We start from the raw sequence: 21,724 nt of genomic DNA, 5'->3' as shown, positions 1-21,724 counted from the left end.
ACCTTCAGCCGTTCTGCGCGAAACCCGCCGCCGATTCCATGTCCACCGCGACGATGCGCGACACGCCCTGCTCCTGCATCGTCACGCCGATCAACTGCTGCGCCATTTCCATCGCGATCTTGTTGTGCGAGATGAACAGGAACTGCGTCTTGACCGCCATCGCGCGCACCAGGTTCGCAAAGCGTTCGGTGTTGGCGTCGTCGAGCGGCGCGTCCACTTCGTCGAGCAGACAGAACGGTGCCGGATTCAGCTGGAACATCGCGAACACGAGCGCGGTTGCGGTCAACGCCTTCTCGCCGCCCGACAGCAAGTGAATGGTCGAATTCTTCTTGCCGGGCGGCTGCGCCATCACCTGCACGCCGGCGTCGAGAATTTCGTCGCCGGTCATGATGAGCCTCGCCTGCCCGCCGCCGAACAGCCGCGGGAACAGTTCGCCGAAGTGACGGTTCACTTCATCGAAGGTGCCTTGCAGCAGCGCGCGGGTTTCCTGGTCGATCTTCTGGATTGCATCTTCGAGCGTGTTGATGGCGCCGGTCAGGTCGGCCGACTGGGCGTCCAGGAAGTGCTTGCGCTCGGTCGCCGAGGCGAGTTCTTCCAGCGCGGCCATGTTGACCGGACCCAGCGCGAGGATCGCGTTGTTCAGGCGCGTGACCTCGCCCTGCAGATACGACGGCTTCATGTCCGGCGCGAGCTTCTGTGCGAGCTCGGCTTCGTCGACGCCCGCCGCCTGCAACTGCTCGACGAACTGCTCGCCGCTGATGCGCGCCGCCTGTTCCTTCAACTGCAATTCGTTGATGCGGTCGCGCAGCGGCTGCAGCGAGCGCTCGGCCAGCAGACGCTGTTCGTCGCACTGGCGCAGGCGCGCGGTCAGGTCGTCCAGTTCGATGCGCGCCGCATGCAGCGCTTCCTCGCGCGCGCCGCGCACTTCCAGCGCGTCGTGCAGGCCGGTTTGCGCGGTCTGCTCGTTGATGGTCTCGAGCTCGGCGCGGGCGTCTTCCAGCGTGGCCGCGATCTGCTCGCTCTGGTCGTGCGCGGTGTCGATGTTGCGCCGGTACTCGTCGATCTTTGCGGACAGGCCGCGCACGGCAAAACCGGCATCGCTCGCGGCGCGTTCCAGCTCGCGCAGTTCCTGGCGCGCGGCCGTGAGCTGTTCGTCGAGGGTTTCGAACGCAAGCTGGTTGTCCTCGAAGCGCGCCTGCAACTGGGCGATCTCGCCGTCGTGACGCTCGAACGCGGCTTCGGACTCGGCGCGCAACGCACGCTGCTCTTCGACCTGCGCGGCGATCTCTTCCAGTTCCTCGCCGATCTGCGTGTTGCGCTGCGTATAGCGCTCATGCGCCTGCGCGAGCTTCAGCACGTCGAGCTGCAGTGCATGGACGCGCTGGGTGGCGCGCTCGGCGGCGGCGCGGGCTTCGGCAAGCGTCTGCGAGGCCTGCGTATGGGCGGCATCGGCACGCACGGCGTTGGACTTCGCTTCGTCCGACAAGAGCGCCTGCGCGCGTACCTGCCTGGTCAGATTCTCGATTTCCTGTGCCCGCGCGAGCATGCCCGACTGCTCGGAGTCCGACGCATAGAGCTGCACGCCCACGCGCGTCACCACGTGCCCCGCCTTCACGACGAATGCGCCGCCATCGGGCAGTTGCTGACGCTGGGCCAGCGCCTGCGCGAGGTCGTCGGCGACGAAGGTCGCGGCAAGCCATTCGTTGAGCACGGCACGCAGGCCCGGATCGTCGATGCGCACCAGCGACAGCAGCGGCCGCAAGCCCTGCGGCGTCTCGACCGGCTTGCCCGCGACGGGCGGCGAATAAAATGCGAGCTTGGCCGGCGGCGCGTCGGTGGCGAAGGCCTTGATCCAGTCCAGGTTCGACACCTCGAGCGCAGCCAGGCGTTCGCGCAGCACGGATTCGAGCGCGGCTTCCCAGCCCGCCTCGACATGCAGCTTCTTCCACAGACGCGGCAGCGCGCCGAGCTCGTGCTTGTCGAGCCACGGCTGGACCTTGCCTTCGGTCTGCACGCTTTCCTGAAGCTGCTTCAATGCCGCGAGACGCGCTTCGAGCTGATGAATCTGCGCGCTTTCCTTCTGCACGCGTTCCTGCGCGGCGCGGCGTTCAGCGTCCAGACGCGGCACGGTTTCCTGCGCGTCCGTGAGACGCGCCTGGGCTTCCGCGAGAATTTCTTCGTTCTCGGCCAGTTGCATGCGCAACTCTTCGAGCTGCGCTTCATCCGGTGCGTCGAGGCCGCTCGCCTCGTTCTTCAGACGTTCCTGGCGCTGCTGCAACTGCTGCAGCTGCTGGTCCGCGTTGCGCTGATGGGCGGCTTCGAGCTTGAGCGCCTGCTCCGCCCGCGCGATGCCCGCACGCTCCTCGTTCAACTGCGTCTGCGCGTCGCGCCAGCGGGCTTCGAGCGCGGGCAGTTCATCGTGTTTCGTCGCGGCGCTTTCCTGCGCGATGGCCGCCTTTTCCTCGCCCTCGGCCAGTGCTTCGGTCGCCGTATCGATTTCGTCGCGCGCCTTCAGCGCCTGAACCTGCCATTGTTCGCGCTGCGCGGTAAGCGCGGCGATCTGCGCCTGCACCCGGTTGCGCGACTCGACGATGAAGCGGATCTCCGCTTCCAGCCGGCTCACTTCGGCATTCGCCTCATAGAGCGCGCCCTGCGCGCCCTGCATCGAATCGCTGGCGCTGTAGTGCGCGACGCGCAGCGTTTCCAGCTGCGCCTCGACTTCGCGCAGACGCGCCGTCTGGGCTTCGAGCTCGACCTGCGCCTCGCGGATCGCGCGCTGCTGGCGCTCGGCCTCGTTGCCCGCTTCCTTCTTGCGCAAGAGCCACAGCAGACGCTGCTTCTCTTCGCCTTCGGCCTGCAAGGCCTTGTACTTCGTCGCGACGACGGCCTGCGCCTCGAGCTTCTCGAGATTGGCGCCCAGTTCGCGAACGATATCCTCGACGCGCGTCAGGTTCTCGCGCGTATCGTGCAGGCGGTTCTCGGTTTCGCGGCGGCGCTCCTTGTACTTCGAGACGCCCGCGGCTTCCTCGAGGAACACGCGCAACTCTTCCGGCTTGGCTTCGATGATCCGCGAGATCATGCCCTGCCCGATGATCGCGTACGCGCGCGGACCCAGGCCCGTGCCGAGGAAGATGTCCTGGATGTCGCGGCGGCGCGCCGGCAGATTGTTGATGTAGTAGCTGGAGGTGCCGTCGCGCGTGAGCACGCGCTTGACCGCGATCTCGCCGTAGCTGCTCCATTGGCCGGCGGCGCGGCCGTCGGCATTATCGAAAATGAGTTCGACGCTTGCCCGGCTGCCGGGCTTGCGCGCCGTCGAGCCGTTGAAGATCACGTCCTGCATCGATTCGCCGCGCAGCTCCGAGGCGCGCGATTCGCCGAGCACCCAGCGCACGGCATCGATGATGTTGGACTTGCCACAGCCATTCGGCCCGACGACGCCGACCAGCTGGCCGGGGACCTGAAAATGCGTGGGATCGACGAAGGACTTGAAGCCAGCGAGTTTTATCGAGGTCAGACGCACGGCGATATCGCTGTTTTGAATGAGACGGAGGATGAATGGCAGACAGGCCGCAGTGCGGCCCGTCGATCGTCATGGGCCGGTACGCTGCATGGATCTGCGCCCGGGCCCGGCGAAGCGGACACCATCATACCATCGCGCGAACCGATTTCTTTTTGCTTTCCGGCGCGTGTTCGCTCGCGCCGGACGCCTCGGACGCGTGCGGCGAACGCGGTGAATCCGACGATCGCGGCACGCTGGGCGGCACGCGCCGCCGGTGCACCCACGCCGACAGCACGCACGCCGCGACGATGCACGCACCGCCCGCCCATTCGCGCGGACCGGGCACCTCGCCCGCGAAGAGCCAGGACGACAGCGCCGTCACCACGAGTTCGAACAGCATGATGATGGACGCGCGATTCGGCGGCACGCGCGCGAGCCCGAGCTGCACGATCATGTTGTTGCCCGCGAGCACGATGCCGAGCCCGATCACGATGCACGCGACCATCGGCCAAAGCGCGGCGGCGGGCGGCGCGGGCATCGGCTCGAACAGCGTGGCGAGGGACGCGAGCAAGGCCGCGCCGCCGAAGATCACGGCGGTGCGCATCTCGGCCTTCATGGCGGGCAGCGTGCGCGAGACCTTGACGATCAGCACGTTGCTCATCGCGAAACCCATGCCGCCCATCAGCCCTGCCCACTCGGCGAGGCTGGCGGGCAGCGGAAGCCCCAGCTCGGGCGACCAGAGCATCGTCACCGCGCCTGCGAGCGAGAGCAGCGACAGGCACGCATCGGCGCGCGTCAGGCGTTCCCTGAGGATGAAGTGCGCGAAGACCGCGGTCCACGCGGGTGTCAGATAGAACAGCAGCAGCACGCGCATCACCTGGCCGTGGATGGCGCCCCACACGAAGCCCAGGTTGGTCACGCCCGACGCCAGCCCGAGCGCGACCAGCAGCCAGTGCCAGGACAGCGTGCTGATCGAGCGGCGCCGGACCAGCAGCACGAACAGACAGGCGGCGGCGCTGGTGGTGGCGCTCGCGGCGGTGCCGGTGAAGCCCATGGCGGCGAGCATGCGCATCGGATACCAGACGAGTCCCCAGACGGACGCGCCGAGCATGATCGCGAACGTGGGCCATGCATTGCGCAGACTGCCGGTCATTGCGGCGCGCCGGTCATGGTGTGCTTCTTCACTACTGTCTCCGGTTTGATGGTTCAGCCTCTTGAGGCGGCGGACCGCCGGCCGTTTCACGCATACGGCCCCGCGCTATAATCTTCAGCTTGCCTTGCGCGCGCGTTCAAAGCACTCGGTGGCGAGTGTCTGTCTCGTTCCGTTCGATGCCCTTCGGATGCCGCTCGCGCGTCGACCCCTGCTTATCGATCACGCCGTGAATCCACTTCTCAAGACACTTCAGCCCTATCCGTTCGAAAAGCTTCGGGCGCTTTTCGAAGGCATCGAACCGCGCGCCGGATTCACGCCGATCGGCTTCGGCATCGGCGAACCCAAGCATCCGACGCCGCCGCTCGTCCGCGACGCGGTGATCGCCGCCCTCGACGGCCTCGCATCCTACCCGGCGACGCTCGGCAGCGAGCCATTGCGCAAGGCGATCGCGGCATGGGTCATGCAGCGCTACGGCCTCGAGAAAGTGAATCCGGCGACCGAAGTGCTGCCTGTATCGGGTTCCCGCGAAGCGCTGTTCTCGCTCGCGCAGACCGTGATCGACAGCCGCAGCGCGGGCATGGCCGAAGCGCCGCCCATCGTACTCTGTCCGAACCCGTTCTATCAAATCTACGAAGGCGCCGCGCTGCTCGCTGGCGCCGAGCCCTACTTCGTCAACAGCGATCCGGCGCGCAACTTCGCCTGCGATTACTCCGCTGTCCCGGAAGACATCTGGGCCCGCACGCAACTGCTCTACGTGTGCTCGCCGGGCAACCCGACCGGCGCGGTGCTCACGCTCGACAACTGGCGCGAACTGTTCGCGCTCTCGGACAAACATGGTTTCGTGATCGCCTCGGATGAGTGCTACTCGGAGATCTACTTCGACGAAGCGCAGCCCCCGCTCGGCGGCCTGGAAGCAGCCCGCCTGCTCGGCCGCGGCTTCGAGCGTCTGGTCATGCTGTCGAGCCTGTCGAAACGCTCGAACGTGCCGGGCATGCGCTCGGGCTTCGTCGCCGGCGACGCAGCGATCCTGAAGGACTTCCTGCTGTATCGCACGTATCACGGCGCGGCCTTGTCGACGATGTTCCAGCGCGCGAGCATCGCCGCCTGGCAAGACGAAACGCACGTGCGCGAAAACCGCGCGAAGTATGTGGAGAAGTTCACGACCGTCACGCCGATGCTCGCCGAGGTGCTCGACGTGCGCCTGCCGGACGCCGCGTTCTATCTCTGGGCGAACGTCGAACGCACTGGCCTGACGGATACCGAGTTCGCGGCGCGCCTGTACGCCGACTATAATGTGACCGTTCTGCCGGGCTCCTTCCTCGCTCGCGCGGCGCATGGCACGAATCCCGGCGTCGGCTTCGTGCGCATCGCGCTGGTGGCCGAAACCGGGGAATGTGTCGAAGGCGCACGCCGCATCGTCGAATTCTGCCGCTCGCTCGCGTCCTGAGCTTGAAGAACTGAGTCTCACGGACCCATCGCCAGCCGGCCCGATTACCCATCCTCGAACCCTACTATGTCGCAACAACTTCAGAGCATCATCGATACCGCCTGGGACAACCGCGCCGAGCTCTCGCCCAAGGCCGCGCCCGCCGAAGTCCGCGAAGCCGTCGCGCACGCCATCGAACAACTGGACAAGGGTCACATGCGCGTCGCTGAAAAGCGCGACGGCGAGTGGACCGTGAACCAGTGGCTCAAGAAGGCCGTGCTGCTGTCGTTCCGCCTCGAAGACAACGCGCCGATGCCCGCCGGCGGCTACTCGCAGTTCTACGACAAGGTGCCCTCGAAGTTCGCGAACTACACCGCGGAAGACTTCGCGGCAGGCGGCTTCCGCGTCGTGCCGCCGGCCATCGCGCGCCGCGGCTCGTTCATCGCGAAGAACGTCGTGCTGATGCCGTCGTACACCAACATCGGCGCCTACGTCGACGAAGGCACGATGGTCGATACCTGGGCCACCGTCGGCTCGTGCGCGCAGATCGGCAAGAACGTGCACCTGTCGGGCGGCGTGGGCATCGGCGGCGTGCTGGAGCCGCTGCAGGCGAACCCGGTCATCATCGAGGACAACTGCTTCATCGGCGCGCGCTCGGAAGTGGTGGAAGGCGTGATCGTCGAAGAAAACTCGGTCATCTCGATGGGCGTGTACCTCGGTCAATCCACCAAGATCTACGACCGCGAAACCGGTGAAGTCAGCTACGGCCGCATCCCGGCGGGCTCGGTGGTGGTGGCGGGCAACCTGCCGTCGAAGGACGGTTCGCACAGCCTGTACTGCGCCGTGATCGTCAAAAAGGTGGACGCCAAGACGCGCGCCAAGGTCGGCCTGAACGAACTGCTGCGAGGCGACTGAACGTGGCCCGCGGCTCGACTCCAACCACCGTCGTCTACGGCATTCCGAACTGCGACACCGTGAAGAAAGCGCGCGTGTGGCTGGAAGAGCACGGCGTGCCGTTCGAGTTCCACGACTTCAAGAAGGCCGGCGTGAATGACAAGCTGATCCAGGACTGGCTCAAGGACGTGCCGCTGGACCAACTCATCAACAAGCGCGGCACCACCTGGCGCGGTTTGTCGGAGGTCCACAAGGCCGAGGCCGGCACCACGGCCGGCGCCATTGCACTGATGATCCACAAGCCGTCCATCATCAAGCGGCCGGTAATCGTCGTGAACGGGCGCGTGAAGACGCTCGGTTTTTCCGCCGAGCAGTACGACACGCTCTTCGCCTGAGTCCCCGCGATGACTGTGCCTCTTACGGTCATCGCCCGCTTGCTTCGAGTGCCGGCCCGCGCGCCGGCATTTTTCATCGCACCTACGTGAATTCACCATGTCCGGCACCCTTTCCCTCACCGAAGCGCTGATCGAGCGCGCCTCCGTCACGCCCGACGACCAGGCCTGTCAGGCGCTGATGATCGAGCGGCTCGCCGCGCTCGGCTTCGACTGCGAAACGATCGAATCGGGCGGCGTCACCAACCTGTGGGCCGTGAAGCGCGGCACGGACCCGTCCGGCAAGCTGCTCGCCTTCGCGGGCCACACCGATGTCGTGCCCACCGGCCCGCTCGAACAGTGGACCTCGCCGCCCTTCACGCCGACCCACCGCGACGGCAAGCTCTACGGCCGCGGCGCGGCGGACATGAAGGCGTCGCTGGCGGCGTTCGTCGTGTCGAGCGAAGAGTTCGTCGCGCAGCATCCGCAGCATCGCGGCACGCTCGCGTTCCTGATCACCAGCGACGAGGAAGGCCCCGCCACCGACGGCACCATCAAGGTCGTCGAAGCACTGATGGCGCGCGGCACGCGGCTCGACTACTGCATCGTCGGCGAGCCGACGTCGAGCGCGACGCTCGGCGACATGGTCAAGAACGGCCGGCGCGGCTCGATGAGCGGCAAGCTCATCGTCAAGGGTGTGCAGGGGCATATTGCCTATCCGCATCTGGCGAAGAATCCGGTACATCTGCTGGCCCCGGCGCTGACGGAACTCGTCGCGGAAAAATGGGACGACGGCAACGAATACTTCCCGCCGACCACCTGGCAGGTGTCCAACCTGCACTCCGGCACCGGCGCCACCAACATCATTCCCGGCCTCGCGGACCTGATGTTCAACTTCCGCTTCTCGACGGCGAGCACGGTGGAAGGACTGCAGGCCCGCGTCCACGCGATCCTCGACCGGCACGGCCTCGACTACGACCTGACGTGGACCGTCAGCGGCCTGCCCTTCCTGACGCCGCGCGGCGCGCTGTCCGACGCGCTGGAGCAGGCCATCCACGACGAAACCGGCGTGCGCACCGAGCTGTCGACGACCGGCGGGACGTCGGATGGACGCTTCATTGCGCAAATCTGCGATCAGGTCGTGGAATTCGGCCCGCCGAACGGCACCATCCACAAGATCGACGAGCATGTGGAAGTGCGCTTCATCGAGCCGTTGAAAAACGTGTACCGCCGCGTGCTGGAACGGCTCATCGCCTGAAACGGTCCGCTCAATCCAGTCCGACAACAAACAGGAGCCTTCCATGGCGCTACCCTTCACGACCGTGCGCGACCTGCTGCGCTTCGGCGTCTCGCGTTTCACGCAAGCCGGACTCTCGTTCGGCCATGGCACGACCAATGCCTACGACGAAGCCGCCTATCTGATCCTGCATACGCTGCATCTGCCGCTCGACACGCTCGACCCGTTCCTCGACGCGCGCCTGCTCGACCATGAAATCGACGCCGTGATGAAGGTGATCGAACGCCGCGCGACCGAGCGCGTGCCCGCTGCCTACATCACGCAGGAAGCGTGGATGCACGGCAACCGCTTCTACGTGGACGAGCGCGTGATCGTGCCGCGCTCGTTCATCGGCGAATTGCTGCAGGACGGCCTGCAACCCTACGTGGCGGACCCCGATCAGGTGACGCGCGTGCTCGAACTCTGCACCGGCTCGGGCTGCCTCGCGATTCTCGCGGCGCACGCGTTCGACCATGCCGATGTCGATGCCGTCGACATTTCCGCGGACGCGCTCGCGGTGGCGCGCCGCAACGTCGACGACTATGGACTCGACGCGCGCGTGACCCTGTACGAAGGCGACCTCTACGCGCCGCTGCCGACCACGCGCTACGAGGTGATCCTCTCGAACCCGCCCTACGTCAACGCCGAGTCGATGCAGGCGCTGCCGCGCGAATACCAGCACGAGCCGGAACTGGCGCTGGCGGGCGGTGCGGACGGCATGGATGTGGTGCGGCGCATCGTGCGCGAAGCGGGCAAGTGGCTGACCGAAGACGGCGTGCTGGTGGTCGAGATCGGCAACGAGCGGGCAAATGTGGAAGCGGCGCTGGGCGGCCTCGACCTCGTCTGGCTCTCGACCAGCGCCGGCGACGACAACGTGTTCCTGATCCAGGCCGCCGACTTGCCGGCCTGAGACCGCACGACCGGGCGTCGCGGCACGACTTCGCGACACTGCGCGGCGCCCCGCTGCAACGATTGCTGACACTTCGCGCGGAAGGCTTGGGTAAGATGGCGAATCGCCGTCAGCCTACCCTTTTTCCTCTCCCGTTTCGCGTCTATGCAAGCATCGGACTGGCTCCACATAGGCACGCTGGTGATCGCCGCGCACGTGCTGGGCGTGATCGCCGCGATCCATGCCGTGATTCATACGCGCACCTCGCAAGGCGCGGTGGCGTGGGCCGTGTCGCTGGTCGCGATGCCTTACTTCACGCTCATCCCCTACCTGTTCCTCGGCCGCAGCAAGTTCGCCGGCTATATCGACGAGCGCCGCCTCGAACTCGATATCCTGCGCAGCCGCTCGAAACCCGCCGAATGGGATTCCGGCGCACGCAGCGATGCGCCCGACACCCTGCCCGCTCTGGATTCTTCAGGCGCGCGCGGCGAACTGGCGCCGGGACCGGCCGCCTATCTCGGCAACCCGACCATCCGCACGCTGCAGCGCCTGTCCGGCATGCCGTTCCTGCGCGGCAATTCGGTGCGCGTGCTGGTGAACGGCGACGCCACCTTCGCCGCGATCCTCGACGCCATTGCCACCGCCGAGCACTACGTGGTCGTGCAGTTCTTCATCGTGCGCGACGACGCCCTCGGCGAGATGCTGAAGGACGCGCTCATCCGCCGGGCGCAGGCAGGCGTGCGCGTGTACTTCCTGTATGACAGCGTCGGCAGCTTCGACCTGCCGCATCGCTACGTGAACGCACTGCGCGCGGGCGGCGTGGAAATCCATCCGTTCGCGGCCAAGCGCAAGTTCGTCCACCGCTTTCAGATCAACTTCCGCAATCACCGCAAGATCGTGGTGGTGGACGGCAAGCGCGCGTTCGTTGGCGGTCACAACGTGGGCGTCGAGTATCTCGGCGGCAATCCGCGTCTCTCGCCCTGGCGCGACACCCATGTGGAAGTGCGCGGACCGGCCATCGCCAGCATCCAGTTCGTCTTCACCGAGGACTGGTACTGGGCCACGCAGCGCCTGCCCGAACTCGGTCCCGCACCGCATTCGGACGAGAACATGCATTGCATGGTGCTGTCGAGCGGCCCCGCCGACAAGCAGGAAACCTGCTCGCTGTTCTTCGTGGAAGCGATCAATGCGGCGCGCGAGCGCATCTGGATCACTTCGCCCTATCTGATTCCCGACGAAGCCGTGTTTTCCGCGCTTCGTCTCGCGGTGCTGCGCGGCGTGGACGTGCGCATCCTGATTCCGAGCCGGCGCGATCATCACGTGGTGTTCGCGGCGTCGAAACTCTTCGCCTACGACCTCGTGCAGGCGGGCGTGCGCATCTTCCGCTACCAGCCGGGCTTCCTGCATCAGAAAGTGGTGCTCGTGGACGACACGGCCGCGTCCGTGGGCAGCGCGAACCTCGACAACCGTTCGTTCCGCCTGAACTTCGAAATCACGGTGCTCACCGTGGACCGCGCTTTCGCAGCCGAAGTGGAAGCGATGCTGGATGCCGATTTCGCGCATTCCGTCGAGATCGACACGAACGATTATCGCGGCGCCGTGTTCTGGCGGCGCATGGCGATGCACGTGGCGCGGCTGTTCTCGCCGATCCTCTGAAGCCTCAGAGCAGCTTTTCGATGTCCTCGACGATCGCCTCGGGCTTGGTCTGAGGCGCATAGCGCTTGACCACGGCGCCGTTGCGGTCCACGAGGAACTTCGTGAAATTCCATTTGATGGCCTCGATGCCGAGCAGCCCGGGTTCCTTGTCCTTCAGGTACTTGAAGAGCGGATGGGCGTTCGCGCCGTTCACGTCGATCTTCGCGAACATCGGGAAGGTGACGCCGTAGTTCTGCTCGCAGAACGCACCGATCTGCGCGGCGTCGCCGGGCTCCTGCTTGCCGAACTGGTTGCAGGGAAAGCCCAGCACCTCGAAGCCGCGCGCGGCGAGCTGCTGATAGACCGCCTGCAAGCCCTTGTATTGCGGCGTGAAGCCGCATTCGCTCGCCGTGTTGACGATCAGCAGCACCTTGTCCCGGTACTGGTCCAGGGTGACGGTGCCGCCGCCGAGGGTTTCGGCCGAGAAACCGTAGATGTCCGTGCCGGGTGTGCTCATGGATTCGCTCATGATCCTGCTCCTGAAAGGCGCGCTATGCGCATTCGATGAAAGTCCCGGGATGCTAACCCGCCGCGCGAATGCCTGCCATCGGCCGAACGGACGACCCCTGTGGCGCGATCGGTCCGGTCTAAAATAGCGCTTTCTCTTCAAGCCGCGCCCCCTTCGCCGCCCTACGCACGTGATCCGCTTCAACCAGTTCAGCCTGTCGCGCGGCACCAAGCCGCTTTTCGAAGACACCAGCTTCACGCTCAATCCGGGCGAAAAAGCCGGTCTCGTCGGCGCCAATGGCGCAGGCAAGTCCACGCTCTTCTCCGTGCTGCGCGGGGAACTGCACGCGGACGGCGGCGACTTTTCCATGCCGCCGTCGTGGCGCATTGCCCATGTCGCGCAGGAAACGCCCGCCGTACACCGCAGCGCGCTCGAGTACACGTTGGACGGCGATACCCGCCTGCGGGACATCGAAGCCCGCATCGCGGCTGCCTCCGCCGCGCACGACGGCGCCGCCGAAGCCGAAGCGCACGCCGCCTTCGCGGATGCCGACGGCTACACCGCCCCCGCTCGCGCCGAAACCTTGCTGCTGGGCCTCGGCTTCACGCTGGAGCAAACGCGTGAGCCCGTTTCCAGCTTTTCGGGCGGCTGGCGCATGCGGCTGAATCTCGCCCAGGCGCTGATGTGCCCGTCGGACCTCCTGCTGCTCGACGAACCGACCAATCACCTGGATCTGGACGCCATTGTCTGGCTGGAAGACTGGCTCGCGCGCTATCCGGGCACGCTGGTCGTGATTTCGCACGACCGCGAGTTTCTCGATGCAGTCTGCAACGTCACGCTGCATCTGGAAAATCGTCAGGTCAAGCGCTACGGCGGCAACTACAGCCAGTTCGAAGTGCTGCGCGCCCAGCAGATCGCGCTGCAGCAGAGCGCCTATGAGAAGCAGCAGAAGACGGTCGCGCACCTGCAAAGCTTCATCAACCGCTTCAAGGCGAAGGCCACCAAGGCCAAGCAGGCGCAGAGCCGAGTGAAGGCGCTCGAAAAGATGGAGCTGATCGCGCCGGCGCACGCGAGTTCGCCGTTCACGTTCGAGTTCCGCGAACCCGACGCGGCGCCCAATCCGATGATGGTCATGGAGGACGTGCGCTGCGGCTATCACAGTGAGGAAGGCGGCGAGATTCCGATTGTCGAGGGCGTGTCGCTGTCCATCCAGAACGGCCAGCGCATCGGCCTGCTCGGCGCCAACGGCCAGGGCAAGTCCACGCTCATCAAGACCCTGGCGCACACGCTCGCGCCGTTGTCGGGCGACGTGCGCCAGGGGCGCGGTCTGCAGATCGGCTATTTTGCGCAGCATCAGCTGGAAACCCTGCGTCCCGACGATTCGCCGCTCCAGCATCTCGCGCGCCTCGCCCCCGACGCGCGCGAACAGGAATTGCGCGATTTCCTCGGCAGCTTCAACTTCTCCGGCGACATGGCCACGGCGAAAATCGCGCCCTTCTCCGGCGGCGAGAAAGCGCGGCTGGCGCTGGCGCTGATCATCTGGCAAAAGCCGAACCTGCTGCTGCTCGACGAACCGACCAATCACCTCGACCTCGAAACCCGTCATGCGCTGACCATGGCGCTCGCGCAGTTCGAAGGCACGCTGATCCTGGTGTCGCACGACCGCCATCTGCTGCGCGCGACCACGGACACCTTCATGCTGGTCGCGAAACATCGGCTTCATCCGTTCGACGGCGACCTCGACGACTACCGCGACTGGCTGCTGCAACATGCCGCCGAAACGCGCGCGGCGGCTCGGGAAGCGGGCGCGGCGGCGGCGGGCGAGGCGCAGGACAGCGGCGTGAACCGGCGCGAACAGCGTCGGCAGGACGCGCAGGAGCGGCAGAAGCTTGCGCATCTGAAGAAGCCGCTGCAGACGCGCATCAAGAAGATCGAAAAGGAAATGGACACGCTCAACGCCGAGAAAGCCGAACTCGATGCGTTCGTCGCCGATCCCGCGAGCTATGACACGGCCTTGAAGACCCGGCTGACCGAGACGCTCCGTCGTCAGGGCGAAGTCGGTGCGCGTCTCGAAACGCTCGAAATGGAATGGCTCGACACGCACGAGGAACTGGAGCAGATCGGCTGATGAGGAGACCCGCCACGTGACGCCTGCACTCACCGGCCTGCGCGTCCTCGACCTGACGCGGCTTCTGCCCGGACCCGTCGCCACGCTGCGGCTGGCGGAACTCGGCGCCGACGTCCTCAAGATCGAACCGCCGGGCGACGGCGACTATGCGCGCACGATGCTGCAAAGCCCGGCCGACCGCGCGCGCGGCGTGCCGAGCGCGTTCTATCGCATCGTCAATCGCGGCAAACGGCAGGTCACGCTGGATCTGAAAACGCCGGAAGGTCGCGCCCGGCTGATCGAACTGGCGCGCGACGCGGACATTCTGGTGGAAAGCTTCCGCCCAGCGGTCATGGCGCGGCTGGGTGTGGGTGACGAGGTGCTGCGCGAGGCCAATCCGAAGCTCGTCTATTGCGCGATCACGGGCTTCGGCGCCGAGGGACCGTTTGCGCACAAGGCCGGTCACGACCTGAACTACATCGCCTACGCGGGCGTGCTCGATCAGCTAGCCGCCCGCGACGGCACGCCCATCGCACCGAATTTCCAGCTGGCCGACCTGCTCGGCGGCGCGTTGACGGCAGTGACGGAAATGCTCGCGGCAGCGTGGCAGGTGGCGCGCGGCGGCGCGGGAAGGCGCATCGATATATCGATGACGCACGCGATGCACGCCCACAACGTGATGGCCCACATCGCGCTCGCCAATGAAGACCCCTCGGTCACGCGCGCCGGCGCGGGTTTGCTGAACGGTGGCGTGCCCTGTTACGACGTGTATCGCACGCGCGATGAACGCTTCATTGCCGTCGGCGCGCTCGAGTTGAAGTTCTGGCGAACGCTGTGCGAAGCGCTCGGCCGCCCGGACTGGGCCGGCCGTCACTGGAGTCTCGGGCAGGCTATCGGCGGCGTGGATGCGGCGCAACTGTCGGCGGAACTCGCGGCATGCTTTCGCGAGCGCACGCGAGACGAATGGATGGCGTTGCTGGAGCCGCTCGATTGCTGCGTCGCGCCGGTGCTCACCCCCGCCGAAGCGGCCATGCATCCTCTCTTTACAGCGCAAGCACGCCAGACGCCAGACTAGCGGCGAGGCAGAACCTGGCGCGGCTCGCGTTCGTCATCCACCAGCACGTGCTTGCGGCCGGTCACATGCTTGCGGATGGTGGCGACCACTTCGTCTTCGGTGACGTCGGCGGCAACGGCGCGGCGCGAAATCTGGCCGTTCTCGTCGATCCATTCCACGATCCTGCAGCCGCTGCCCCACGGCTGCTGCAGCGGCGCGGAGACACGGCAACCGCGCAGATGGAACGCGGGCTTCGGCCGGGTAGATTTCAGGTGTTTCAAAGCGTGGTCCTCTCGATCCTTCCAGTCACCTCGCTTCTTGAGAGGCGTGAGCGAGGTTGCCGGGTCCGTAGCTCTGGAAGGATAAGAAAAGCGCGCTTCGATTGGGTTACATTGCGCAACGATAATTTTACGACGCGTTACGAGGGGCCCGATCATTGCAGGTTTCCCTGCCGCACGGCGCGCGCTACGCGAACGTCCTATTCGAGATCGCGCACCCGGTCTATCGCTTCCTCGATGCGGTCCACAGCCACGACCTTGAGTCCGTCGATCGCCTGTTTCGGCGCATTCGCCTTCGGAATCAGCGCGACCGAAAACCCGAGCTTGGCAGCTTCCTTCAGACGGTCCTGGCCGCGCGGCGACGGCCGGATCTCGCCGGCCAGTCCGACCTCGCCAAAGGTGATGAGCCCCTTGGGCAGCGGCTTGTTGCGCAGCGACGAGTGAATGGCGAGCAGCACGGCCAGATCGGCCGCGGGTTCGGTGATCTTGACCCCGCCGACCGCATTGAGGAACACGTCCTGGTCGAAGCACGCAATGCCCGCGTGCCGGTGCAGCACCGCGAGCAACAGCGCCAGACGGTTCTGCTCCAGGCCGACGGCAAGACGGCGCGGATTGGGAACATGGGCGGTATCGACCAGCGCCTGCACTTCCACCAGCAAGGGCCGCGAGCCTTCCTGCGTCACCAGCACGCACGAACCCGAGACGCTCTGCTCGTGCTGCGAGAGAAACAGCGCCGACGGATTGGCGACGCCGCGCAAACCCTTTTCCGTCATCGCGAACACGCCGAGTTCGTTGACCGCGCCGAAGCGGTTCTTGAACGCGCGCACGAGCCTGAACGACGAGTGCGTGTCGCCCTCGAAGTACAGCACGGTATCGACGATATGCTCCAGCACGCGCGGCCCCGCGAGACTGCCTTCCTTGGTCACGTGGCCGACCATGATGATCGCCGTGCCGGTCTGCTTCGCGATGCGCGTCAGTTGCGCCGCGCACTCGCGCACCTGCGCGACCGAACCGGGCGCCGAGGTCAGCGCTTCGGAGTAGATGGTCTGGATGGAGTCGATCACGGCGACTTCGGGCCGCTGCTCGTCGATGGTCGCCTGGATCTTTTCGAGCTGGATTTCCGCGAGCAGCGCGAGGTCGCCCACACCGCTCGAACCGCCGATCAGCCCCAGCCGCTGCGCCCGCAACGCGATCTGCGCGCCGGATTCCTCGCCGCTCACATACAGCGCGGGCCGTTCGCGCGCGATCTCGGCAAGCGATTGCAGCAACAGCGTGGACTTGCCGATGCCCGGATCGCCGCCAATCAATACGACGCCGCCCGGCACCAGACCGCCGCCCAGCACGCGGTCGAATTCACCGACGCCGGTGGTGAAACGCGGCACGTCGGCGGCCTCGATGTCCGCCAGCTTGCGCACCGCCGAACTCTTCGCCAGCGCCTGGAAGCGATGCGCCGAGGGCGCCTGCTCCACCGTCTCCACCAGCGTGTTCCACGCCCCGCACGCGGCGCACTGGCCCGTCCACTTTGGCGATTGTCCGCCGCATTCGCTACACGTATAAAGCGTCTTCGCCTTTGCTGCTTTTGCCACGTAATGCCTTGCCTTGTTCTAGAGTCGTTCGGATTGCCTGTCGGAGGCGCGTCACTCCGCGCGCACCGGCACGCGCTGCGCGATCGCGCACATGAGTTCATAGCCGACCGTACCCGCCGCGGCCGCGACGTCATCGACCGGCAAGTGCGAGCCCCACAGTTCGACGCGCGAACCGATGCCCGCGTTCGGGCACGGCGTGAGATCGACGGTGAGCATGTCCATCGAGACGCGGCCGACGAGCTTCGTGCGCACGCCGTCGACGATCACCGGCGTGCCTTCCGGCGCCACGCGCGGATAGCCGTCCGCGTAACCGCACGCGACCACGCCGACGCGCATCGACTGCCCCGCCGTGAAGGTCGAGCCATAGCCGATGCTGCTGCCCGCATCGACCGTCTGCACGGCGATCAGCTCGGATTGCAGCGTCATGGCGGGCTTGAGTCCGATGGCGGCAATATCCGCGGTCACGCCCGACGGCGAAGCGCCGTACAGCATGATGCCCGGCCGCACCCAGTCGAAATGCGCGCCTTCATGCCACAGCAGGGCCGCCGAATTGGAGAGGCTGCGCGCGCCGGCAATACCCTCGGCGCCGCGCTCGAAGGCCTCGAGCTGATGAGTGATGCCGCGCGGGCCGTCGGCATCGGAGAAATGGGTCATCAGCGTGATCTGGCCGATGCCCTGGCACGCCCGCGCCCGCTCCCACGCCGCGCGATACTTCTCCGGCCGGTAGCCCAGGCGGTTCATGCCGCTGTTCATCTTCAACTGGACGTTGACGGGCTTCGAAAGCCGCGCCATTTCCAGCATGCGCAATTGCTCGTCGCAATGAATGGCGGTGGTCAGGCTGTAGCGGTCGATGACGTCGATGTCAGTCGGGCGGAAAAAGCCTTCGAGCAAAAGAATCGGCCCCGCCCAGCCCAATTCACGCAACTTCGCGGCTTCTTCGAGGTCGAGAAGCCCAAAGCCGTCCGTCGCGCGCAATCCCGGGAACGCCCGGGCAAGACCATGGCCATACGCATTGGCCTTGACGACGGCCCAGATCTTGGATTTCGGCGCGAACTTCCGGGCAATGGCGAGATTGTTGGCGAGTGCGGCGGTGTGGATGGTTGCGGATAGGGGGCGCGGCATGAGTGTCTGGTTGAAAGGCAATGAAGGCGGCCGGAACGGCGAGCATACGCCAGCGGGATGCATCCCGCTGCGCCGCTCAGGCGCCTTGCGAATCAGTAAGTTATGACGAATCTTCGGGACGGGCGTGCCATTTCGCACGTCATCGAGATTACTGCTAGTCAGAATGCATCTATTTTCGTGTTATAAAGCCGTGCGCACAACCCATTTCGAAAGGCATAAGCCCGGTCACACACGACGTGCCCGGGGCGGATCACCCGCAGTGAGGAAAGCTTCGGATCAGATGAAAAAAGGTTTTTACACCATCATGGCCGCGCAGTTTTTCTCATCGCTGGCCGACAACGCTCTACTGATCGCTGCCATTGCACTGCTGAAAGATCTTCACGCCCCGAACTGGATGACGCCGCTGCTCAAGCTGTTCTTCGTCCTCTCGTACGTGGTGCTCGCGGCCTTCGTCGGCGCCTTCGCGGATTCCCGGCCCAAGGGTCACGTGATGTTCGTGACCAATTCCATCAAGGTGGTCGGCTGCATCACCATGCTGTTCGGCGCGCATCCGCTGCTCGCGTACGGCATCGTCGGCTTCGGCGCCGCCGCCTACTCGCCCGCCAAGTACGGCATTCTCACCGAGCTCCTGCCGCCCGACCGTCTCGTGGCGGCGAACGGCTGGATCGAAGGCACGACGGTCGGCTCCATCATCCTCGGCACCGTGATGGGCGGCGCGCTCATCAGTCCGCATATCGCGAGTCATCTGCTGTCGCTGCACATTCCGCGCATCCATACGCCCGCCGAAGCCGCGATGCTCGTCATCATGCTGATGTACGTGATCGCCGCGATGTTCAACCTGCGCATTCCCGACACCGGCGCGCGCTATCCGAAACAGGAAACGCGCCCGCTCAAGCTGATCACCGATTTCGCCGACTGCTTCCTCATCCTCTGGCGCGACAAGCTCGGCCAGATTTCGCTGGCCGTCACGACGCTCTTCTGGGGCGCGGGCGCCACCCTGCAATTCATCGTACTGAAATGGGCCGAAGTCTCGCTCGGCATGACGCTTTCGCAGGCGGCCATCCTGCAGGCCGTCATCGCGGTCGGCGTGGCCGTCGGCGCCGTGCTGGCGGCGGCCCGCGTGCCGCTCAAGCGCTCGCTCTCGGTGCTGCCGGTCGGCATCATGATGGGCATCGCCGTCATGGTGATGGCGTTCTACACCCGCCATCTGTTTCCGGCGCATTGGGGCATCTACTTCGGCAAGCTGCACTTCCCGGGCTATCTGCTGATCGCCTATCTGTTCCTGATGGTGGTCGGCGGACTGTCGGGCTTCTTTGTCGTGCCGATGAACGCGCTGCTCCAGCATCGCGGGCACGTGCTGCTGTCGGCGGGACATTCCATCGCCGTGCAGAACTTCAACGAGAACCTCTCCGTGCTCGTCATGCTGTGCCTGTACGCGGTGCTCGTCTGGCTCGACATGCCGATCCAGTTCGTCATCGTCATGTTCGGCTCGTTCGTCTGCCTCATGATGTATTTTGTGATGCGCCGGCATCAGGCCAACCAGCGCGCGTTCGATTCAGTCGCGCTGATCGGCGAGGCGCGGCACTGATGCGTCACTGACGCGCCGCTTCATCGACATCACCTCATGCTCGCCGCCGACCTCTACGCCTTCGTTTCCCGTGTGCGCGAGCGCGCTCCGCTGGTGCATTGCCTGACCAATCTCGTCGTCACCAACTTCACGGCCAACGTGCTGCTGGCGCTCGGCGCGGCTCCGGCGATGGTCGTCGCGCGCGAGGAAGTCGCGGAATTCGCGCCCATCGCGCAGGCACTGTCGGTCAATCTCGGCACGCTCGACGTGCCCCAGACGCGCGCGATCCGCGCCGCCGTGCACGCCGCCAACGACGCGCGCACGCCGTGGATCCTCGATCCCGTCGCGGTCGGGCCGCTCTCGTTCCGCACTGATTTCGCGCTCGACCTGCTCGATGCCAGACCTGCCGTCATCCGCGGCAACGCTTCCGAGATCATCAGCCTGTCGGGCGGCGCGGCAAGTGGACGCGGCGTCGACAGCACCGCGGCCACCGACGCCGCCCTCGATGCCGCCCAGATCCTCGCGCTCAAAACACGGGCGGTGGTTGCCGTGACGGGCCAGACCGACTACGTGACCGATGGCCGCCGCGTGATCGCGCTCTCGAACGGCTCGCCCTTGATGACGCGCGTGACGGGCGTCGGCTGCGCGCTCTCGGCGACGGTCGCGGCGTTCGTCGGCACGGCGTCCGATGCCAGTGAGTTCTGGGCCGCGACGGTGGCCGCCGTCGCCTATTCGACCATCGCCGGCGAACTCGCCGCGCGCGACGCCGCCCTGCCCGGCAGCTTCGCGGTCGCGTACCTGGACCGGCTCGCATCGCTCGATCAGGCCGCGTTCGGCCAGACGCTCGTGCAGCGCGACGTCGTCGTGAGCTGACGATGCGCACCGCCTTCGACCTGTCGCTGTACCTCGTGCTCGATCCGGTGCAGTGCGGCGGCCACGACGCGGCTGTGCAGGTCGCGCGCGCGGCGCTCGAGGGCGGCGCCACGCTCGTGCAACTGCGCGCGCCCGAGTGGCACAAGCGCGCGTGGTTCGACCTCGCGCGAGACATCCTGCCGCTGACGCGCGCGCACGGCGTGCCCTTCGTCATCAACGATCACGTCGATGTCGCGCTCGCCGCCGGCGCCGATGGCGTGCATGTCGGCCAGCGCGACCTGCCGGCCGGCGTCGTTCGGGACATGCTCGGGCCGGATGCGCTGATCGGGCTGTCGGTGTCGAATCTCGAGGAGACCGCCGCAGCCGACGCGCTCGCCGGCGTCATCGATTACCTGGGCGCAGGGCCGGTCTACGCGACGCCGACCAAGACCGACGCTTCCACGCCATGCGGCATCGACGGCCTCGCGGCCATCCGCGCCGCCGCGCGTTTTCCGACTGTGGCGATCGGCGGCATCCAGGCGCACAACGCCGCCGACGTGCTGCGCGCCCGGCCCGCCGGCCTGGCCGTGGTATCGGCGCTCTGCCGGGCCGCGGATCCGCGTGCAGCCGCGGCGGCCCTGCGCGCGACGATCGCCCGCGCTCCAACCTGAATTCGCCATGTCCGACATGTCCGCCACGCAAACCATTCCCAACGTGCTCACGATCGCCGGTTCCGACTCGGGCGGCGGCGCGGGCATCCAGGCCGATCTCAAGGCCTTCTCCGCGCTCGGCGCCTACGGCGCGAGCGTCATCACGGCGCTGACCGCGCAGAACACGCGCGGCGTCACGGCGGTCCATGCGCCTGAGCCGTCGTTCATCGGCGCGCAGCTGGACGCCGTGTTCGACGACATCCGCATCGACGCGGTCAAGATCGGCATGCTGGCGAACGCGGGCATCGTGCGCGCGGTCGCCGACGCACTGCGGCGTTACCGGCCGAAGCATGTCGTGCTCGATACCGTGATGATCTCGAAAAGCCATCATGCGTTGCTGGCGCCGGAAGCCGTCGCCGCGTTGCGCGACGAACTGCTGCCGCTCGCGATGCTCGTCACGCCGAATCTGCCGGAAGCGGCCGCGCTGCTCGGCACCGAATCCGCCGCCGACGAAGACGCGATGGTCCGTCAAGGCGAAGCGCTGCGCGCGCTCGGCGCGCAGGCCGTGCTGATGAAAGGCGGCCATCTTGCCTCGACGGAAAGTCCGGACTGGCTCATCGAGGAACATGGCGCGTTGCGGCTCGGCGGCGTGCGCGTGCCGCTCAGGAACACGCATGGCACGGGCTGCACGCTGTCGTCGGCGATCGCCGCCTTGCTGGCGCACAGCGGCGATCTGGCGAGCGCCACCTCGGAGGCCAAGCGCTACCTGACCGGCGCGATCGAGGCGAGCGGGCAACTCGACGTGGGCCACGGTGTCGGGCCGGTGCATCATTTCTTTCGCTGGTGGTGAGTCGCGT

The 21,724-nt window shown here is 66.3% G+C and carries 18 protein-coding genes; 12 read left to right on the top strand and 6 right to left on the bottom strand.

What is annotated here, in order from left to right; genetic code table 11:
- Window positions 1-4 precede the first annotated feature (4 nt).
- Both smc and QCE69_RS05370 read right to left on the bottom strand, forming a co-directional pair.
- The gene (smc, locus tag QCE69_RS05375) at window positions 5-3,520 is read right to left on the bottom strand and encodes a chromosome segregation protein SMC (protein WP_309929763.1); all 3,516 of its coding nucleotides are present in this window, start codon (window positions 3,518-3,520) and stop codon (window positions 5-7) included.
- Between the two features lie 124 nt (window positions 3,521-3,644).
- The gene (locus QCE69_RS05370) at window positions 3,645-4,652 is read right to left on the bottom strand and encodes a DMT family transporter (protein ID WP_309929761.1); all 1,008 of its coding nucleotides are present in this window, start codon (window positions 4,650-4,652) and stop codon (window positions 3,645-3,647) included.
- A 226-nt stretch (window positions 4,653-4,878) separates the two neighbouring features.
- Here QCE69_RS05370 and dapC point away from each other — a divergent pair, with 226 nt between their 5' ends.
- From dapC to cls, 6 genes are all read left to right on the top strand, one after another.
- Window positions 4,879-6,099, top strand: coding sequence for a succinyldiaminopimelate transaminase (gene dapC / locus QCE69_RS05365; RefSeq protein ID WP_309915448.1), 1,221 nt, complete (start codon window positions 4,879-4,881; stop codon window positions 6,097-6,099).
- A gap of 66 nt (window positions 6,100-6,165) precedes the next feature.
- Window positions 6,166-6,993 carry a 2,3,4,5-tetrahydropyridine-2,6-dicarboxylate N-succinyltransferase gene (dapD, locus tag QCE69_RS05360; RefSeq protein ID WP_309808060.1) on the top strand — a complete coding sequence of 276 codons (828 nt, stop codon included), beginning with the start codon at window positions 6,166-6,168 and terminating at the stop codon, window positions 6,991-6,993.
- Window positions 6,994-6,995: 2 nt separating this feature from the next.
- The gene (locus QCE69_RS05355) at window positions 6,996-7,367 is read left to right on the top strand and encodes an ArsC family reductase (RefSeq protein WP_309929759.1); all 372 of its coding nucleotides are present in this window, start codon (window positions 6,996-6,998) and stop codon (window positions 7,365-7,367) included.
- A gap of 97 nt (window positions 7,368-7,464) precedes the next feature.
- Complete coding sequence (dapE, locus tag QCE69_RS05350) at window positions 7,465-8,601, top strand: succinyl-diaminopimelate desuccinylase (RefSeq protein WP_309929757.1); 1,137 nt, start codon at window positions 7,465-7,467, stop codon at window positions 8,599-8,601.
- A gap of 43 nt (window positions 8,602-8,644) precedes the next feature.
- Window positions 8,645-9,529 (top strand): 50S ribosomal protein L3 N(5)-glutamine methyltransferase, encoded by an 885-nt coding sequence (gene prmB, locus QCE69_RS05345; protein WP_309915442.1) that lies wholly within the window; start codon window positions 8,645-8,647, stop codon window positions 9,527-9,529.
- 144 nt (window positions 9,530-9,673) lie between these two features.
- Window positions 9,674-11,164 (top strand): cardiolipin synthase, encoded by a 1,491-nt coding sequence (cls, locus tag QCE69_RS05340; RefSeq protein WP_309929755.1) that lies wholly within the window; start codon window positions 9,674-9,676, stop codon window positions 11,162-11,164.
- A gap of 4 nt (window positions 11,165-11,168) precedes the next feature.
- Here the strand turns inward: cls and QCE69_RS05335 are convergent, their stop codons facing one another.
- Window positions 11,169-11,660: a glutathione peroxidase gene (locus QCE69_RS05335; protein ID WP_309811483.1), complete on the bottom strand. Its 492-nt coding sequence runs from the start codon at window positions 11,658-11,660 to the stop codon at window positions 11,169-11,171.
- Between the two features lie 181 nt (window positions 11,661-11,841).
- On the opposite strand from QCE69_RS05335, the gene QCE69_RS05330 reads away from it, so the two are divergent.
- Both QCE69_RS05330 and QCE69_RS05325 read left to right on the top strand, forming a co-directional pair.
- On the top strand, window positions 11,842-13,779 hold the full coding sequence (locus tag QCE69_RS05330) for an ATP-binding cassette domain-containing protein (protein WP_309929753.1): 1,938 nt from the start codon (window positions 11,842-11,844) through the stop codon (window positions 13,777-13,779).
- 16 nt (window positions 13,780-13,795) lie between these two features.
- On the top strand, window positions 13,796-14,833 hold the full coding sequence (locus tag QCE69_RS05325; RefSeq protein ID WP_309929752.1) for a CaiB/BaiF CoA-transferase family protein: 1,038 nt from the start codon (window positions 13,796-13,798) through the stop codon (window positions 14,831-14,833).
- Here the strand turns inward: QCE69_RS05325 and QCE69_RS05320 are convergent.
- From QCE69_RS05320 to alr, 3 genes are all read right to left on the bottom strand, one after another.
- On the bottom strand, window positions 14,830-15,093 hold the full coding sequence (locus tag QCE69_RS05320; protein ID WP_309915434.1) for a DUF2866 domain-containing protein: 264 nt from the start codon (window positions 15,091-15,093) through the stop codon (window positions 14,830-14,832). The genes QCE69_RS05325 and QCE69_RS05320 overlap by 4 nt on opposite strands.
- 197 nt (window positions 15,094-15,290) lie before the next feature.
- Entirely contained in the window at window positions 15,291-16,676 is a 1,386-nt protein-coding gene (gene radA / locus QCE69_RS05315) for a DNA repair protein RadA (protein WP_309900582.1), read from the bottom strand.
- 51 nt (window positions 16,677-16,727) lie between these two features.
- The gene (gene alr, locus QCE69_RS05310) at window positions 16,728-17,798 is read right to left on the bottom strand and encodes an alanine racemase (protein ID WP_309929750.1); all 1,071 of its coding nucleotides are present in this window, start codon (window positions 17,796-17,798) and stop codon (window positions 16,728-16,730) included.
- A gap of 280 nt (window positions 17,799-18,078) precedes the next feature.
- On the opposite strand from alr, the gene lplT reads away from it, so the two are divergent.
- The 4 genes from lplT to thiD are packed head-to-tail and all read left to right on the top strand — an operon-like array spanning window position 18,079 to window position 21,717.
- Window positions 18,079-19,386, top strand: coding sequence for a lysophospholipid transporter LplT (gene lplT, locus QCE69_RS05305; RefSeq protein ID WP_309915426.1), 1,308 nt, complete (start codon window positions 18,079-18,081; stop codon window positions 19,384-19,386).
- A 36-nt stretch (window positions 19,387-19,422) separates the two neighbouring features.
- Entirely contained in the window at window positions 19,423-20,238 is an 816-nt protein-coding gene (gene thiM / locus QCE69_RS05300) for a hydroxyethylthiazole kinase (RefSeq protein WP_309929748.1), read from the top strand.
- A gap of 2 nt (window positions 20,239-20,240) precedes the next feature.
- Window positions 20,241-20,888 carry a thiamine phosphate synthase gene (thiE, locus tag QCE69_RS05295; RefSeq protein WP_309929747.1) on the top strand — a complete coding sequence of 216 codons (648 nt, stop codon included), beginning with the start codon at window positions 20,241-20,243 and terminating at the stop codon, window positions 20,886-20,888.
- A 16-nt stretch (window positions 20,889-20,904) separates the two neighbouring features.
- On the top strand, window positions 20,905-21,717 hold the full coding sequence (gene thiD / locus QCE69_RS05290; RefSeq protein WP_309931560.1) for a bifunctional hydroxymethylpyrimidine kinase/phosphomethylpyrimidine kinase: 813 nt from the start codon (window positions 20,905-20,907) through the stop codon (window positions 21,715-21,717).
- Window positions 21,718-21,724 lie beyond the last annotated feature (7 nt).

The organism is Caballeronia sp. LZ032 (assembly GCF_031451315.1).
GTDB lineage: Bacteria > Pseudomonadota > Gammaproteobacteria > Burkholderiales > Burkholderiaceae > Caballeronia.
Note: the sequence above shows the minus strand (reverse complement) of the source record. Positions and strands in the feature narration are given on the sequence as shown.

What these genes read in the sequence shown, in the direction of transcription:
- QCE69_RS05370 (WP_309929761.1), bottom strand. Translation starts at nt 4,652, where the DNA reads ATGACCGGCAGTCTGCGCAATGCATGGCCCACGTTCGCGATCATGCTC.
- dapD (WP_309808060.1), top strand. Translation starts at nt 6,166, where the DNA reads ATGTCGCAACAACTTCAGAGCATCATCGATACCGCCTGGGACAACCGC.
- dapE (WP_309929757.1), top strand. Translation starts at nt 7,465, where the DNA reads ATGTCCGGCACCCTTTCCCTCACCGAAGCGCTGATCGAGCGCGCCTCC.
- prmB (WP_309915442.1), top strand. Translation starts at nt 8,645, where the DNA reads ATGGCGCTACCCTTCACGACCGTGCGCGACCTGCTGCGCTTCGGCGTC.
- cls (WP_309929755.1), top strand. Translation starts at nt 9,674, where the DNA reads ATGCAAGCATCGGACTGGCTCCACATAGGCACGCTGGTGATCGCCGCG.
- QCE69_RS05335 (WP_309811483.1), bottom strand. Translation starts at nt 11,660, where the DNA reads ATGAGCACACCCGGCACGGACATCTACGGTTTCTCGGCCGAAACCCTC.
- alr (WP_309929750.1), bottom strand. Translation starts at nt 17,798, where the DNA reads ATGCCGCGCCCCCTATCCGCAACCATCCACACCGCCGCACTCGCCAAC.
- lplT (WP_309915426.1), top strand. Translation starts at nt 18,079, where the DNA reads ATGAAAAAAGGTTTTTACACCATCATGGCCGCGCAGTTTTTCTCATCG.
- thiM (WP_309929748.1), top strand. Translation starts at nt 19,423, where the DNA reads ATGCTCGCCGCCGACCTCTACGCCTTCGTTTCCCGTGTGCGCGAGCGC.
- thiE (WP_309929747.1), top strand. Translation starts at nt 20,241, where the DNA reads ATGCGCACCGCCTTCGACCTGTCGCTGTACCTCGTGCTCGATCCGGTG.
- thiD (WP_309931560.1), top strand. Translation starts at nt 20,905, where the DNA reads ATGTCCGCCACGCAAACCATTCCCAACGTGCTCACGATCGCCGGTTCC.